13 protein-coding genes and 1 tRNA gene are annotated in these 16,288 nt (G+C 62.4%); 3 read left to right on the top strand and 11 right to left on the bottom strand.

Annotated elements, in window-relative coordinates:
- Positions 1–960, top strand: a 960-nt coding sequence (locus GCN74_RS28975) for a hypothetical protein (protein WP_193317264.1), incomplete at its 5' end; no start/stop codon positions are given.
- Positions 961–1,001: 41 nt separating this feature from the next.
- On the top strand, positions 1,002–1,466 hold the full coding sequence (locus GCN74_RS25660) for a hypothetical protein (protein WP_152259279.1): 465 nt from the start codon (positions 1,002–1,004) through the stop codon (positions 1,464–1,466).
- A 7-nt stretch (positions 1,467–1,473) separates the two neighbouring features.
- Here the strand turns inward: GCN74_RS25660 and GCN74_RS25655 are convergent, their stop codons facing one another.
- The 5 genes from GCN74_RS25655 to GCN74_RS25635 form a co-directional block, all read right to left on the bottom strand.
- Positions 1,474–2,619: an FAD-dependent oxidoreductase gene (locus GCN74_RS25655; protein ID WP_152259278.1), complete on the bottom strand. Its 1,146-nt coding sequence runs from the start codon at positions 2,617–2,619 to the stop codon at positions 1,474–1,476.
- Positions 2,619–4,781: a LodA/GoxA family CTQ-dependent oxidase gene (locus GCN74_RS25650; RefSeq protein ID WP_152259277.1), complete on the bottom strand. Its 2,163-nt coding sequence runs from the start codon at positions 4,779–4,781 to the stop codon at positions 2,619–2,621. Before GCN74_RS25650 ends, GCN74_RS25655 begins: the two co-directional genes overlap by 1 nt.
- Positions 4,782–4,838: 57 nt before the next feature.
- Positions 4,839–5,198, bottom strand: coding sequence for a hypothetical protein (locus GCN74_RS25645; protein ID WP_152259276.1), 360 nt, complete (start codon positions 5,196–5,198; stop codon positions 4,839–4,841).
- Positions 5,198–6,904 (bottom strand): tyrosinase family protein, encoded by a 1,707-nt coding sequence (locus GCN74_RS25640; RefSeq protein ID WP_193317263.1) that lies wholly within the window; start codon positions 6,902–6,904, stop codon positions 5,198–5,200. The genes GCN74_RS25645 and GCN74_RS25640 overlap by 1 nt, the downstream gene beginning before the upstream one ends.
- A gap of 67 nt (positions 6,905–6,971) precedes the next feature.
- Positions 6,972–9,017 carry a multicopper oxidase family protein gene (locus GCN74_RS25635; RefSeq protein WP_193317262.1) on the bottom strand — a complete coding sequence of 682 codons (2,046 nt, stop codon included), beginning with the start codon at positions 9,015–9,017 and terminating at the stop codon, positions 6,972–6,974.
- Positions 9,018–9,637: 620 nt separating this feature from the next.
- Here GCN74_RS25635 and GCN74_RS25630 point away from each other — a divergent pair.
- Positions 9,638–9,721 carry a transposase gene (locus GCN74_RS25630; RefSeq protein WP_413541563.1) on the top strand — a complete coding sequence of 28 codons (84 nt, stop codon included), beginning with the start codon at positions 9,638–9,640 and terminating at the stop codon, positions 9,719–9,721.
- Positions 9,722–9,777: 56 nt separating this feature from the next.
- On the opposite strand, the gene GCN74_RS25625 is transcribed toward GCN74_RS25630, so the two are convergent.
- From GCN74_RS25625 to tilS, 6 genes are all read right to left on the bottom strand, one after another.
- Entirely contained in the window at positions 9,778–10,245 is a 468-nt protein-coding gene (locus GCN74_RS25625; protein ID WP_152259273.1) for an STY0301 family protein, read from the bottom strand.
- Positions 10,246–10,250: 5 nt separating this feature from the next.
- Positions 10,251–10,637, bottom strand: a complete 387-nt coding sequence (locus tag GCN74_RS25620; RefSeq protein WP_152259272.1) for a BPSL0067 family protein — start codon at positions 10,635–10,637, stop codon at positions 10,251–10,253.
- Between the two features lie 993 nt (positions 10,638–11,630).
- Positions 11,631–12,827, bottom strand: coding sequence for a tyrosine-type recombinase/integrase (locus GCN74_RS25615; protein WP_226939219.1), 1,197 nt, complete (start codon positions 12,825–12,827; stop codon positions 11,631–11,633).
- Positions 12,828–13,131: 304 nt separating this feature from the next.
- Positions 13,132–13,224, bottom strand: a tRNA-Ser gene (locus tag GCN74_RS25610).
- 110 nt (positions 13,225–13,334) lie between these two features.
- A complete protein-coding gene (locus GCN74_RS25605; RefSeq protein ID WP_034756957.1) occupies positions 13,335–14,582 on the bottom strand; it encodes an aspartate kinase in 1,248 nt (415 codons plus the stop codon).
- Positions 14,583–14,778: 196 nt separating this feature from the next.
- Positions 14,779–16,197 (bottom strand): tRNA lysidine(34) synthetase TilS, encoded by a 1,419-nt coding sequence (gene tilS, locus GCN74_RS25600; protein ID WP_152259271.1) that lies wholly within the window; start codon positions 16,195–16,197, stop codon positions 14,779–14,781.
- Positions 16,198–16,288 lie beyond the last annotated feature (91 nt).

The raw sequence follows: 16,288 nt of genomic DNA, 5'->3' as shown, positions 1-16,288 counted from the left end.
CCAGCGCCCGCGCAGGCGCCGGCCGGCCGCGCGCCCGCACCAGGCACGACGGCCAAGGCGCCGCAGCACGTGCCGCCCGCCAGGCCGGAACCGAAGTTCAAGGACCGCGCCACGTCGAGCACCAGCCCCGTCGACAACAAGCAGCGCAAGGAAGTGCTGATCAAGCGGCCCGCCTGCTGGATCGCCGACTATGAAAAGGAGATCTCCGTCTCCAGCGTGCCCCGCTACAACAACACCTTTGGCGCCAGCGGCGCGCCGCATAACTATTTCGACAACGTGCGCTACAAGATCTACGTGCCCGTGAAATCGAATACCGGCATCGTCGCCGAATTGCGCGTCAAGGTGATCACGGTGCTCGAGCCGGCCGACCAGGCGCTGGAAGACCGAGAAAAGGGCACCCCGCAGGCCGCCACGCGGGCCAAGCAGCGCGCCGCCGTCATCAAGTACGTGAAGGGCATCGCCACCACGGGACTGGAAAGCCACTGGAACAATAAATTCCAGATGAAAATCAGCGATCCGGAATGCGGCACGCGCACCCTGCCCATCATCTACCGCGTCGTGTATGTGGAGAGCAACGAGCACTACGTCATGCAGATCCACAAACGCTACGACCGCGAAAGCGTGACGGGTACCATCATCGACGTGTCCGCCTCGACCGATGGCCAGACGCACGCCCATGAATTCGGTCACTGCTATGGCTTGCCGGACGAATACTCGTATGTGGAAGGAGACGACGAGACCGTCAAATACAAGAAGCCGGACGGTACCTGGGATGCGCCCGTGCCCTCGCTGTCGGACGATGAGGAACCGGAACCGGCCGCGGCCAACATCATGAACTCGGCCGGCTCCATCGTCATCCGCGACCGGCATGCCTGGCAGATCGCCATCGAAGTACAGGACTTGCTGCGGACGAAAATAGGACGGCAGATCAAATGCGATATCATCCTGAACGGCTCCTAATCGCACTGCTTGCAGTGTCCCTACAACTCCCAGGAAACGCCATGCCGAACGAAATCCTCTCCATCAGCGCCCACTGCATCGACAATCCCGCCTGCATTTTCACGGGCAGCGACATGCGCATCGAGGTGCTCATCAAGAATACCGGCAACGGGGACGTCGGCTATCCGCTCACCTACATGCAAGCGCGGGGGCCCAATATGCGCCTGATCGACAACGCGAGCGAGCAAAGCCAGGTATTGAAGACGGGCCTGGCCAATCACGCACTCAAGCGCGCCTTCACCACGATCGCGCCGGGCCAGTCGATTGCGCTGCAAAGCATCATCAAGCATACCGAGCTGCGCATGTTCCGCAAGGACTTCGTCGATGTGACGGCCGAAATCGGCGTCTCGGCCGCCATCGAGCTGGCGGGCAGCGAGGAAACGCTGCCCTTCAAGGGCGGCGCCAGCCTGAAAATCATCGGCAAGGATACGCTGGAGCGCGAAGCGCAGCGGCGACAGGAGCGCTGACGCGGAACTAGACGTCCGGCTCCTCTGCGCCGGCATGCAGCTGGCGCCAGAACGGCGCGGCGGGCCAGCGCTGCTCCCATCCATAATATTGCTGGCGCAGGGCCAGGTATTGCGCATAGCGGTGCGCCACCGTCTGCGCCACGGCGCCCAGGGTGGCATGGCCGGCAATCGCGCCGGCGGCCGCCATGCCGTTGGCGAGCGCCTTGACGATGCCTTGCGACGTGACGGGATCAAAGGCCGAGGCGGCGTCGCCGATGGCCAGCCAGCCGTCGCCATGCAGGCGGTCGAGGCAATAGGACGGCGCGGGAAAGCTCTGCACGCCGCCCGCCAGCGGCGCCGCGCCGCGGGCCAGCGCGGCCGTGTTGGGCGCCTGCGCCAGCCATGCCAGCCAGCTGCCTGCATGCTGCAGGCGCTGCGCCCTGACGGTGGCCGCATCGCTGTAGAACGCCAGCAGCAGGGTGGCGTCGGGCAGATGGGCGCCATACCACCAGCCATGTTCGACCGCTTCCAGGTGCGTGAGGCCGCAACGGCCGCCCTCTGGCGCGGCAAAGCGCATGGCCAGGCATACGAGCGGCAGCGTTTCGACCTTGCGGCTGCCGCGCTGGCGCGCGAAGACGGCGCGCGTGCCGCTGGCGTCGACCACCAGGTCGGCATGGATGGTGGCTTGCCGCGGCTGCGCCGCGGAGCCCAGCGCCAATTGCAGCGCAAAGCCGCCGCCGTCCGCCGGGGCCGACGCGGCCAGGCTCGCGTGCAGCAGCACTTCCGTCCCGCGCAAGCGCGCCTGCCGCGCCAGGAAACCGTTGAAGCGGGAACGCTCCAGGTGCCAGCCATGGCCCAGCGGATGCATCAGCGCATCGTTGTAGCCGCGCTTGTCGCTGCCCCACCAGGAACAGCTGCCATGGCAAGGCGCGTGCGCTTCGGCGAAAAAATCCTGCGCAATGCCCAGCGCCTGGAACAGGCGGTTGGCTTCGGGCGGAATGCTCTCGCCGATGCGAAACGGCGTGTAGTCGCCCGCCTCGATCACGAGCACGTCGTGCACGCCATGCTGCGCCAGCGCCAGCGCGCAGGCGCAGCCGGCCGGGCCGCCGCCGACGATGGCGACCCGGTAGCGCTGCCGCGATGGCGCGCCGGGATGTGCTGCGGCCGCCGGCATCAGGGCTTCGGTTTCGGCCGGTACACCTTGTCGATGGCCGTGTTGCGCCAATACTCGACCAGATTGCTTTCATCGCTGTCGAACAGGCTCTCGACTTCCAGGTAGTAGTCGTGGCAGATGTTCTTGTTGCCCTGCGCCTGCGGGATGGCCGTGCTTTGCACCACCACCCCGATACGCGGCCAGTTCAGCAGGAACTGCGCGCGGTCCTGATAGCGTCCCACCTGCATGGCGGGCCGGTCGATTCCCGCGTCGGGGGGCGTGGTCGATGGCAGGCCATCGGCCCGCGTGCCCTTGCCCCGCACGGAAAAGCGCGGCGTCGGCAGCGCCGTGCCGCTGGCCACCACGTCGTCGTAGGTGTACACGGCCACGGGCCGCTGCGCCGGCCAGGACGAGTACAGCAGCGTGTTGATGCCGTTGCCAGGCGTCGCCGTGGCCGCGTCGATGGCCGCCTGATTATTCAGCAGCTGGCGCTCGGGCGGCGTTTCCGGCAAATGCGTGGCGCACGAGTTGTAATCCGTATGCCACGGCAGGGCCATGAACTTGGACAGGTCGCCGGGCTGCACCGCCCCGGCGCGCAGCGGCGTGTAGCCGCCCGTCAGGAAGGGGCGCTCCTTGACGGCCTTGCGGTAATCGAGCCGCTCGCGGTTGATGCGGAACGGCCCGCCGCTGTCGTGGCGCTGCCACGCCTGCTGGTAGAGGCCCGGGTCGCGCACGATAAACCCCATTTCGATGCCCGGGCTGTAGCGGCCGCCCAGGCAGTTGAACAGGACCGTGCGGTCCAGCGCCTCGCCGGCGCCCAGCGGAACATCGCTGCCGGCAGGCGCATAGCGGTCCTGCGACCACTGCTTCATGAAGAAATACTGCGCGCGCGTCAGCGACAGCAGGCCGCTGCCCGCGTCGCCCAGCGACAAGGGCATCTGCGGTATCGCCGTCGCCAGTTCCGGCTGGTCCGGATCGCGGATGAAGTTCATGATGCGGTAGCCGCGCAAGCCGTCGACGGCCATCTGGCCCAGCCGGTCATGCTCCTTGATCGCGCGCGGCGGCAGGCTGGTGGTCCACTTCTGCAGCGAGGCGGCGCGCAGGACGGGCTGTACTTCGCTGCCGAAATGGCAGCGGTAGCCGGCCTGATAGCTGCCCTGCGCATAGATGGCGGGACGCAGCGCCATCTTTTCCAGCCAGGTGCAATACAGGTCGTCCCACAGCGTCACCACGCTGGCCGTTTGCGGCGCATACGACGGATCGCTCGAGATCACCCAGGCGCTGCCCTCCACGGTCCGGCTGCTGCCGTCGGCGAACACCAGGCTGGCCGTGACGGGACCGTCCGCCACGTCGTCGAACCAGCGATCGTTGTTGACGTTGTCGCCCAGCGCGGCGCTGGCCGAGTAATTGCCCTGCGCGTCAAAGCCGCAGGCCTTGCCGTAGCCGCCCAGCACCAGCAGGCGGCCATTTTTTTCCGTCGTGATGGCGCCCAGCGAGGCGATGATGGCGCCCGGTCCATGGCCATCCGCGCCCGGTGTCCCGCCGCGGGGAAACGACACGGGATAGGCAGGCAAGGCGCACACGGCGCCGCTGTCGGCATCCGCGCAGGAGGGTTCCGTGGCCGCGTCGAACTGCACCACGGCCTGGCGCGATGCCAGGACCGCGCGCGGCCCCGCATCAATGACCAGCAGTTTCAGGCGCTGCGGGTCGTCCGGCGTGTTCTGGCCGATGAAGTCCCGGTTGCGCACGAGCGGCGCGCAGCCATGCTCGAACGGCGCCACGCCGTCGCCGCCCACCCAGCTATTGGCCTTCTTGTTGGCCAGGTGCACGGTCCACACGATGTCCTTGACCAGCTTGCCATCGACCGTGCTGCCGATGGCCACTTCGACCGGCGTGCCCCGCTTGCCGAGCGGATACGTCTCCAGTCCCGCTGCCTCGTCGAACGCATACTGGAAGATCCGGAAGCGGGCCGCCTGCCGCTTGAGCTTTCCGCTGGCGTCGCGCAGTTCCGTACTGACGATGGTGGTGTCTTCCGTGCCCGGCCGGATCGGCAGGCCGCCCGTGCATGTCTTGCCCGGCAACTCCATGCCCGCCATGCTTTCCGGGCCCAGATAATATTCTTCGCTGTTGCCGACACGGGCGATGCCGATGGCCGGATGGATTCTTAACGCGGTATATGCCATGCTGAACTCCTGGTAATCGAAGATGTCCGTGCCGCCAGGCACGCGAGGCTGCTGGACTTACGGCTGCATGCCGTCCCTGACCCACTGGTCGAAGATGTCGATGCCCTCCTGCGGCATGGGCCCGTCCGGCGGCATGGGATGGGGCGCGGAGCGCACATACTCGCCCGCCCTGCCGCCCCGCACCAGCAGGCGGTGCTCGGCGCTCACCAGCCACGTGTCGCTGCGGCTGTCGTAATCGTAGCCATGCAGGGCCACCTGGATCTGGTAATGGGAATCCTTCACGCTCTCATACTCGTTCAGGCGCAGCACGCGCACGCCCGACGACGACGGATTGTTCAGCTTGACCTTGTTCATGTCGGCGACATACCTGGAAAACAGGCCTTGCACGTCGCGCTTGAAACTTGTCGGTGCGCTCATCATTTCACTCCTTCATAGCTGGGCTGGGGAGGCGGCCGGCGGTCGACGATGACGACGGCCGGGCGCGAAAAGTCGCTTTGCCGGATCAGGCCGCGGCCCTTGTCGTTGGTGGTGATGGCTGCCGTGATCTGCCAGGTCTTGCCCCGCTTCCGGGGCACCAGGCTGTCGACGATGCCGGTGATATCCACGTCGATGGCGTAAGCCTTGTGCGCATGCGTGCCGGACAAGGCCCAGTGGCTGGTGCTGGTGATCAGGTAGCGGTCGCGGAAGCGCTTGTCGTCCAGCTGCACGGCCACGTTCGCAGGATGCAGGTAGACATCGGCCTGGAAACTGTAGTCTTCCATGGCATGTGCGCGGTCCAGGTGCAGCGTCGCGCGCTTGTCCTTGGCCACGGGCGCCGAGGCGATGGTGTAGGCGCCGCCCAGGACGATGTCGGGCTTGGCGAGCGTGCCATCGCTGGCCTGGTCGCTCAACAGGGCGGCAAACAGGCTTTTCTGGTTGTCGCCAAAGGCAAAGCCGGCCCGCTGGCGCTCGTCGATCAGCGCCTGCAAGTCCTTTTTCCGCACGAACTCGCCGCCATAGGTGGGCTGGAAGCCATAGCCCTGTTTGATGGTGTCGAAGTAAATCTCGGCCTGCCCCATGTTCGCCGTGTAGCTGCCCGAATCGGGGCGCTGGGGATCGCCGTCGCCCGCGCTCCAGCCGACGGGCCTGGCCAGGTCGGCATCCTGCTCGCTGCGCAGGAAGGTGCTGCGGCCGCTGCCCCGGATGCCGCTGTCGCCATGCTCGTCCAGCCATTTTTCGAAGCTGTAATCGAGGAAATTATGGAAGGCGTAAAACAGCGGGTCCAGGCCTGCCGTGATGTTGTCGCCCATGTTGCCGCCCATGTAAAAGGCGTGCATGTGATTATGGATGCGCGTTTCCAGGTTGCCGCCCCCGCCGCTGCCATACTCGTCGCCGCCAAAATCATTCCAGTCCATGTAATAGATCTGATAGCCCAGCAAGTTCGGCGAGGCGGTGGCCATGGAACTGTCGAGGCTACCCTTGATGCGGGTCGAATCGTACAGCGGCGAATCGACATCCTCGAAGGCTTTCGGGTAGCGAACGCCGCTGGGCTTGCGGGTGAAGTTCCAGTACGGCAGCGCGACGTTGCGCGTGCTGGGGCCCCGCTCGCCGTTCGGGTCGGCCGCCTGCAAGGCCTGCTCATAGAAATACAGCTGCGCCCGGTGCCATTGCAGGAAGGTGTTTTTCTGGTGTTCGCACTCGCCCGGGAATTCCGGATGGGAATTTGCCTCCGTCGGCGGCTTGTCGAGGAAATACGCGACATCGCAGCTGTTGCGCGTCGGGTCGCTGAGCAGCCACTTCAAGCCGTCGCCGGGCAAGGCCGCCTTGCGGTCATTGAACACGTCGACGGAAGGACAGTTGTGCACCCAGGCTTGCCACAAAAAGCCGCGCCGGTCATACACGTTTTCCTGGCTCTTGCGTTTCATCTCGCTCACCGCATGCTTGAATGCAGCAAGTTCGGCAGGCGTCAGGTCATCGATGTTCTTGCGGTAGCGCACGACGCGCGCGCCGCCCTGCTCCGCCGGCACCAGCGCCTCGGGGCTGCAACGGGCGACAGCCAGGGTACCCGTGTCGGCGCCGGCATGGGCGCCGGCGAGCGCCAGGCCGGCCAGCAGGGAAAAGGTCAGGGTTTTCATGCGTAACATGGGCAGATGCTCCAGAGACAGGTTGAGGAAGACGGGAGCGCGGCCAGCGCACTCCCGGCAGGAACAATCAATGGCCGTGTCCGCCCACGTCGCCGCCCCCCTTGCCATCCGGCAGCACCACCTTGACGTTTTGCATCATGCCCTGGTCTTCATGCTCGAGGATGTGGCAATGCAGCACGTACTCGCCGATGTAGCGCTGGTAACGCGTGGCGATCTCGATCTTGTGCTTTTCGATCACCAGCAAGGTGTCTTTCCAGGTGCCGATCAGATCCTTGTATTGCGCATCAACGGTGCCGCCGTCGGTGCGGCTGATGCCGATGATCTGGAAGGGGTTGACGTGGATATGGAAGGGATGGCTGCCATTCTTCGACGCCAGCTCCCAGATCTGCTCGGTGCCCAGCACCAGCGTGTGGTCGACGCGGTGCGGATCGTAGGCGTATTTCGCGTCGGGGTCCGGCGAGTCTTCCGGCTTGCCTTCCACCATGAAACGGACCTTGCCATCCAGCTTGGCAATATTGAAGGTCGCGTACTCCTTCTTCTTGCCGCGCATCGTTTCCTTGGCTTCCACGCTGAAGCCAGCATGCGGAACAAACTTGGCGAGCTTGAGGCCATTCTCCAGGTCGCCGAGGATCGTGCCCTTGACGCTGTCGGGCAACTGCGCAACGGGCAGGCGCTTGACGGCATTGCGCAACTCGGCCAGCAGGAAGTCGCGCGGCGACTCGCCTGCCTTGGCGCGGGCGGCAGCCTTGGCGCTCGTCTTGGCCGTGATCACGCCGATCAGACGCGTGTTGTTCACGTCATGCATCGTCGTCATGTTATTGAGGTTCGTTTCCGCATACACGCAATACGCGCCGGCTTTCGGCAGCGAGAACAGGATATCGCTGCGGTAGCCCGGCTGCAGGTAATTGAGGGTCTTGGGGATGATCCTGTCGTGCGTCAGGCCGTCGCTGGCCACCTCGAACTGCGTGACGTCCTCGCCATCGCACAGCTCCATCACGTCCTTGTCCTGGTTGGCCACGCTGAGCGCCTTCAGCAGCTTTTGCGGATCGTTCGCGCGGCGGATGCGCAGCACCACGGACGCCTGGAAACCCGTGTCGATCAGGCGCCAGCGGTACAGGCGCTGCGTGTCCATTTTCATCACCGGCTGCACCTTGCCGTTGACGGAGGTATAGCGGCCCGACATCAGCCAGGCATCGGGATCCTTGACCTGCTTGAAATCCTCCAGCATGCCCACCGCTTCCTTGTCGCACGGCTTCAGTGGCGTCAGGCTGTTGCTGGGGCAGTCATAGGGAATTTGCTGCAACAGCATCACTTCGCCGGCGCTGCCGCTGCCATCGTCGGGCTGGAATTGCTTCAGCACGACGTCGAGGTCGCCATTTGCCTTGTCCGTCGGATAGCGGTCGCCTTCGACCACCAGCGCGCCGGCCATGCCGCTGGCGACCTGCATCGCCGTCGCGCCATGCTGGTGCGGGTGATACCAGAACGTGCCGGCCGGATGGTCGATGGGAATATTGTATTCGTACTCGAAATCCACGCCAGGCTTGATCGAGATCAGCACATTGTCGCTATTGCCCGAAGGCGAGACCCACAAGCCATGCGAGTGCAGATTGGTGTCGTTGAAGCAGCCAGGCGGACGCGGTGCATTGATATCGTCCGTTGCGCACTGCTCGGCCGGCAGCGCGGGCAGCTGGTTGTACAGCCTGAAGCGCACGGTTTGCCCCGGCGCCATCACCACGGTGGGCGCCATGAAGGTGGCCGCATTCTCATCGCGGCCATCGAGCGCCAGGCCGCTCGTCTGCTGGTACGAGCGCAGGCGCACCTTGTCGTACTTGGCCGTGGTCGGGTTATAGATGGTGCCGTTGGCGTAGCGGATGTACAGGTCGTACGCTTTTTCGTACTCGTCGCGCTTGCTCGCCGCGCGCGTGGCGGGCCGGGCGCGCGCCTTCAGTTTCGGCGGCTCCTGCATCAGGCGCAGCTCGACGTTGGGCAGGGATTTCAGGTTGAGGTCGAGATTGAGATTGACGCTGGTTTCCGCAGCGAAGGCGGCAGCGCAGGCGAACGGCACGGCGGCCAGGCACAGCAGCGCGTGCCTGCGGGGAAGGCGATAGGACATGACAACTCCTTGATTGGACTCGGCAATGGACGCATGGCTGGGCCATGCATGTAATTTTTTTAAATTATTAACATTGCCATTATCCATGATGACAAAGAGTCAATTCTCACACTAAATCACTTGTTGTATTTTGGGGCTGGGGATGCTGCCGAGGGGGCGATGGAAATGCCGGAGTCCGGAGTGCAAGGTGTGGAAATGGGAGCGCTCGCCGCTAGTGCCTGAGGTGATGGGAAGGCGTTGGCTGCTGTGCGGCCAACGGCCGCGCGCAGCGCGCTGGTTGGGCGATTCGGAGCGCCCCGCGCCTGCAGGCGCGGGGGCTTCGAATCCCACCCGCAAAGCGCGCAGGCGCTTTGCTCGTCTCCGGAATGCAGAAATGAAAAAACCCGCCGAAGCGGGTTTTTAGAAATACTGGCGGAGACGGTGTCCGTAGAACATCCCTATGAAAAACGGCACATACTTCAGCGCTACCCCCCTGCCTACCCCCCAGTGACAACTGGGGTGGAGAGGTTGTTAGTCAATGGCAAAGTGAATCGCCAGGAGTCTGCCAGACAACCGCGAACTGAATCGCCACGACAATCGTAGGCACTCCTGAGCCATAATTATGGGCACAAGGAGAAGGTATGAGCGGAAAGCGGTACACGGAGGAATTCAAAATTGCTGCGGTCAAGCAAGTAGCGCAGCGCGGGTACCCGGTCAGCGCATAGGCTGTGTCCGGTGAATCAGTGGGCTATTTCAGCAGATCGAGAAATTTCTCACGTCGTCATTTGCAATCGATTTTGACGTCGTTCTGCCCGACAAATTTTCCCTTGCGAGAAGTGATAACACAGACATTGGTGGCATCCGGTAATTGACGAGCGAGTGTCACTTGGTCAGCCTCGCCGTAGGTGCACGCCAACCATTTCCCATTAGGGAATTTTCCATCGATTTTGTAGGTGGATTCTGTTCCCTTCTTGCCATGTCGTTCCGTATCGCTTATGAGCTCACCGAGCATTTCGGGCGGACCGCTCATCGGAGCGGCTCCGTGCAAATACAGCGGTGCGCTTACAAAGGTTTGCCAGCCTGCCGGGGTATCCCTCAGCTGTACCGACTTCTCTGAAATCGACGTGGGGCACTCCAGGACTGGAGGCGAAGCGAATACAGGTAGCGCCACCGCGAGCATAAGGGCTAGCGCGCAGCTGGCCGCCGATGCTACGCGGCGGACCAAATCTGGGTTTCTCTGTTGGTTCATGGGCATTACTCGATAACGAAAAAAGCATCGGCGTTGTTACTCGGATGGTTGAAATTGCCTTTTTTATCTTTGCCTAAAGACTGCAAGAGGCGCACTGAGATTTTTGTTTTTCCGGCCGCCTTCCATTGGTCTGCGACATAAATACCGTTGATGCCTTGGCGTATGTACAGGGCAGCGTGATTACCATGCCGATGGTTAGGATACCTGCCGTTGACGAAGGTCGCGATGGCCGTTCCGGCGCGCAACGTCGTGTTGCCTACAACGGCTTCACCTTGTCGCCAATGTGGTGTTGTGGGTGCTCCGGCATACTCTTGAACGAGCGCGACACATTGGTGGCTGCCTATCACGGGCTGACCTTTAAGCAACGACGCATTAGGATAAACGTAAGACATTCCGCCCTCCTGAGAATTGGGAATGTCTTGAATTTACGGCAATGAGAACTCAGCTCTTTGAACATAAACAAAAATTAGCGCTCTCAGGTAGAGGCCTTTGACCGACATCAAGCACATGCACTGAAAACCGCTTACGTCTATCAGCAGACCTGATGTCTTGAGGGTAATCCCCCCATTTCTAGAGCGCGCTAAAAGAACACGTTGAGCACGAAGTGCGAATAAGCAGGTGTGAAGTTAGCTAACCGGCCCGCCGGTTAGCTAACTTCACCTATCCTGCCCCGCTTCGCGCAGCGACTGAACCACTAAAATCGTCGGACGCAACGTCGACCAAACCCCTTTTTTGGCACGGTTGAAAGCAAATAAGGCCTTATAAGGCCTTATATGTGCCATATCTGCTTTCAACCGTGGCATTTCAGGCTTCAACCGTGTCAGATTTGTGGTTCAACCGTGCCAGATTTGTGGTTTAACCGTGCATGTTCCGCACGACATGAGGGCGATTAAATACCATGAAGAATCCTGTGCAGAACAACTGCGTGCCTTGCTCAAACGCCAGCATCAGCGAAGCGCGGCCAGGATTTCGTCGCATTTCTGGCCTTCAGCGACGATACCCACAGCAACGATCAACTGGTGACGCCAGGACGGCGATCCTGTCTGCGCCAGTGCCGCCGTGCTGGTACCGATCCTGCCTCACCCTTGAAGAGAAACACGTCCCAAGTGACTCCTTCCTCCCGCCAGAGTACCTTGGCGCGCCAACGCTCAACGAGGCGCGCTTCAGCCGCCTGCCTGAAGTGTCGGCATGCAGTGGAATATGGCGTAGCAGGATTTAAGCAAGCGCCAAGGAAGCCACCTTCCTGGCCTCCGTAAGACTCCAGGGCCGCTTGCAGGCCTGGTTCAGGAACGCGTGCCAGCACGGGATGCGGACAGTGGCTGGAAGGCGCCTGAACACGCATGCCAGTCCTCAGCCCGCGCAAGGAAACTCCATGGGGCATGCCATCACACGACAGGCGGTGCGGGATTGGTGCAAAAGTCAGACCATGCCTGCATCAGCACGATACGCTTGTCGAACAAGTCGCCGCGCCGGTAGGCCGCTTCCACCCTGTCCGGCAAGCGGTGCGCCAGCGCATGCTCGCACACCTCGCGCGAAAAGGCATTGGCTGCCGCCTCGGCGCACCAGTCACGGAAGGAAGAACGGAAACCGTGCACGGTGATGTCGTCAAACTGCATGCGGCGCAAGACTGCCGTCAAACTCATGTCCGACAACTGCGTGCCACGCTTGCGGCCTGAAAAGATGATGTCCCCCTGACGCGGCACTGCGCGCAGCAGCGCAAGCGCCCCACCAGAGAGCGGCACGCGATGCTCCTTGCCTGCCTTCATGCGCTGCGCTGGAATCGTCCACAGCGCCGCCTCCAGGTCAATCTCCTGCCAACGCGCACCCCTGACCTCTCCTGAGCGCGCAGCCGTCAGGATGGCAAACGCCAGCGCCCTGGCAGCAATCCCTTCCTGACACGATAAGGCGGCCATGAATCTGCCAATCTCTTGCCACGGCAGGGCCGGCCGGTTTTTTACTGGAGAAACCTTGTTCGGATTGGCCAGCAGATTTTCCAGATGGCCTTTCCAGCGCGCCGGATTTTCTCCCTGACGAAAGCCACTGACCGTTGCCCAGTCGAGTATGCATTCGATTCTGCCGCGTATGCGCGTTGCCGTCTCCGTCTTTGACAACCAGATTGCATCGAGCACCTTGACGACCAGGTCGGTGTCGATCGCCGCGACAGGCAACGCCCCCACCAACGGGAACACATAAGCGGCCAGGGTGTTTTCCCACTGCGCCACATGTTTGGCATTTCTCCAGCCATGCCGGTGCGCCGCGATATAGGATGCCGCGCACTGCTCAAAGGTCATTTGACGCGCACGCGCCAGCATCCCTGCCTGCTCTTGCTGGCGGCGCACTGCCAGCGGATCGCGCCCTTCACTCAGCAGCAAACGACATTGCCGCGCCTTTTTGCGCGCCTCGACCAGATCGACTGCCAGACAAGAACCCAGCCCCATTTCGTGACGCCTGCCAGCTGCGCTGTAACGAAACAGCCAGCTCCTGGCGCCAGCGCCGGATACTTGCAGCACCAGGCCGCCGCCATCTCCGTAATACCCTGGCTCCCTGGCGCGACCTACGGCCAGCGCCGACAGCTTGTTCATCCTGATTGTCATTACCCCACTCCCGCATTGCGAGAACCGGTACTAATTTTAGCGCGCGATCAAGCGCGTGCTGGCAACGACACTTGATCCCGCGCAAGGCCAGTTGCGGCAACAGGCGGGAAATAACAGGATCGGTGACGTACGCTTGAAAGAAGCGCACACAGCCACTCCTACCCCCCAGCCTACCCCCCAGCAGATGCAGGATTGACGCGGCAGGCAGCGGACGCTGGCGGATGGATTTACGTGGTTTCTCCTATGAGGAGCAGAAATGAAAAAACCCGCCGAAGCGGGTTTTTAGAAATACTGGCGGAGACGGTGGGATTCGAACCCACGATACAGGTATAAGCCGTATGCATCCTTAGCAGGGATGTGCCTTCGGCCACTCGGCCACGTCTCCTAGCTGATTACTCAACTATGTCTCTGTAGCTAACTGCGCTGCAGCGACGAACGTCATAATATCGATTGCCCCCCCTTTGGTCAAGGGCGTAGGGCAATATTTTTGGATATTTAAGCTTTTTCCAGCTCGAACGCTTTATGCAGCGCGCGCACGGCCAGTTCCATGTACTTTTCATCGATCAGCACGGAGATCTTGATCTCGGAAGTGGAGATCATCATGATGTTGATGCCCTCTTCCGACAAGGTACGGAACATTTGCGATGCAACGCCCACGTGGCTGCGCATGCCGACGCCGACGACGGACAGTTTCGACACTTTCGCGTCGCCCGTGATGCTGGCCGCGCCCAGCGATTCGCGGTTCGCTTCCAGCACGGCCAGCGCGCGCGTGTACTCGCCGCGCGAGACGGTAAAGGTGAAGTCCGTTTTACCGTCCACCGACTGATTCTGTATGATCATGTCGACTTCGATATTCGCGTCCGCCACCGGTCCCAGGATGTGGTACGCCACGCCTGGACGGTCGGGCACGCCGAGCACGGTGATTTTGGCTTCATCGCGGTTGAACGCGATGCCGGAGATGACTGCTTGTTCCATGTTTGTATCTTCCTCAAACGAAATCAGGGTGCCTGAATTGGCTTCTATTTCCAGCGGCAACATCGGGTCGGTCAGCGACGACAGCACGCGCGTGGGGACGCGGTAGTTGCCGGCGAATTCCACCGAACGCGTTTGCAGCACTTTGGAACCCAGCGAAGCCAGTTCCAGCATTTCTTCAAAGGTAATGGTCTTCAGGCGGCGCGCCTCGGACACCACGCGCGGGTCCGTCGTGTAGACGCCGTCGACGTCCGTGAAGATCAGGCATTCGGACGCCTTCATGGCGGCGGCAATCGCCACGGCCGACGTGTCGGAACCGCCGCGGCCCAGGGTCGCAATGTTGTCGTGCTCGTCGACGCCCTGGAAACCGGTAATGATGACAATCTTGCCCGCATCGAGGTCGCGTTTGACTTTTTCGTCATCGATCGACTGGATGCGTGCCTTGGTAAAGGCGGAATCGGTCTTGATCGCGACTTGCCAGCCAGCATAGGATACGGCTTGTTTGCCGATCGCCAGCAGTGCCATCGACAATAGGCCGACGGACACCTGTTCGCCTGTCGAGGCGATCATGTCAAGTTCACGGGGATCGGGTTGATCCATGATTTCCTTGGCCAGTCCAATCAGGCGGTTGGTTTCGCCCGACATGGCGGATGGCACCACCACGATTTGATGCCCAGCGTCGTGCCACTTGGCAACGCGCTTGGCGACATTCTTGATACGGTCAGTCGAGCCCATCGACGTACCGCCATATTTGTGGACGATTAAAGCCATAAGAGTGAAGTTTCCGCTCAAGAAGAATAAAAAAGGAGGGCTTTACTCTACATGCCGCAATGCAAAATAACAAGCTAAAAAGCGCATTAGCTCATACCGATTGCGCATATGGAAATAACCAATCCATGCAGTCCAGCTGGCTTGTACAGCCGTCCGCCGGCCACCTTGGGAGTGGCCGTGGCGGCGCCTCCTGCGCTCAGCAGGACTGCCAGCGCAGCGTGACGCGGGGACGATCCAGCAGGCTCAGGCAATGGCAATCGAGGCCAATACCAGCGGCATACAGCAATTGTTGCGCCGCACAGACAAGGGGCAGGCGTTCACGCTCCCAGGCGGGCACGTCGAACGCCTGGTAATGGTATTTCAAGCTCTTGGTGGGACGGTTCAGGGCCAGCTTCAGGCGCTCGCCCCCCTGGCGGAAATCGATGCTCAGGGTTTGAGATTGCAACCAGGCAATATCGATGCCCTGCCCGCCCGCTTCCACGGCATCGAAATGCAGCACGCCGCCATACGCGGGAAACGCCAGGCTGGCCTCGCCTTTCCATGCAAACTCCTGGCTGGCTTTTTCCAGGCCTGGAATGCCCGCGTCGTCACGCTCGCGCATGCCGGCCAGGTCATCGAGCTTGGGCGTCAGATACAGCCGGTCGCGGTGGCGCCGCACGTGGCATTCGGGATGCGTGACCAGCAGTTGCGCATCGGGCCGCGCTTCCAGCAACTGCGCCAGCATTTCCACCAGCCACGCCGTCGACGGCATGCGCAGGCCGCGCGTGCCGAACCAGTGGCGCAGCAGGTTGTAGCAGCGGTCCGCGCTCAGCGCGCGCAATTTCGCCAGCTCGATGCACTCGCCGTCGAGGCAGGCGGCCAGGTCCTGCGTCGCCAGTTCCGTCAGCAGGCGCTGCGCCGATTGCGCATGCTGGGCGCTGCGGGCAAAGCGCTCCTGGAAACCGGGAAACGCCTGCGCCAGCACGGGCATCACCTGGTGCCGCAGGGCATTGCGGGCAAAGCGGGGATCGTCGTTCGATTCATCGTGGATGTGCGCGATCGCATGTTTCGCCACATACGCTTCGAGTTGCCGGCGCGACACGGACAGCAATGGCCGCGCCATCACCAGGTCCGGATTGCCCAGCAGTTCGGGCGCGCTGTTGGCGCCATCCATGCCGGACAGGCCCGCCGTGCCCGAGCCGCGCAGCAATTGCAGCAGCACCGTTTCGGCCTGGTCATCCTGGTGGTGGGCCGTCAGCAGCAGGCGCACGCCATGCGTGGCGCACAGCTCGCCCAGGGCTGCGTAGCGGCGCTTGCGGGCCGCCTCTTCCGTGCCCGTCTTCGCATTCGCTTCCAGCGTGACCTTGCGTGCCTCGAAGGCGATGCCCAGGCCCGCGCACGCATGTTCGCAGTGGGTCAGCCAGGCATCCGCATTCGGGCTCAGGCCGTGGTGCACGTGGAAGGCGTGCAGGGTTGCGCCCTGCTCTTGCGCCCAGGCGTGCGCCAGGTGCAGCAAGGCCGCGGAATCGAGGCCGCCGCTGAGGGCAATGCCAACGGGGCTGCCGGCTGGCAGCGCACACGCGTCCAGCGCGCGGGCAAAGATGTCGGGCACGGTGGCGGTTTGTTGCTTTTTCAATTCGGACTCCGGGAATGCAAAGAGGGACAGGCTGCTAAACGGATGGTGTCGTTTAGCGGACTGTCCCTGGTGTTGTTTTACCCAAGACCTT

This window comes from Janthinobacterium sp. FT14W (assembly GCF_009208755.1).
GTDB classification, from domain to species: Bacteria; Pseudomonadota; Gammaproteobacteria; order Burkholderiales; family Burkholderiaceae_D; genus Janthinobacterium; species Janthinobacterium violaceinigrum.
The sequence above is the reverse complement of the archived record's forward strand: the minus strand, read 5'-3'. Positions and strand labels throughout refer to the sequence as shown.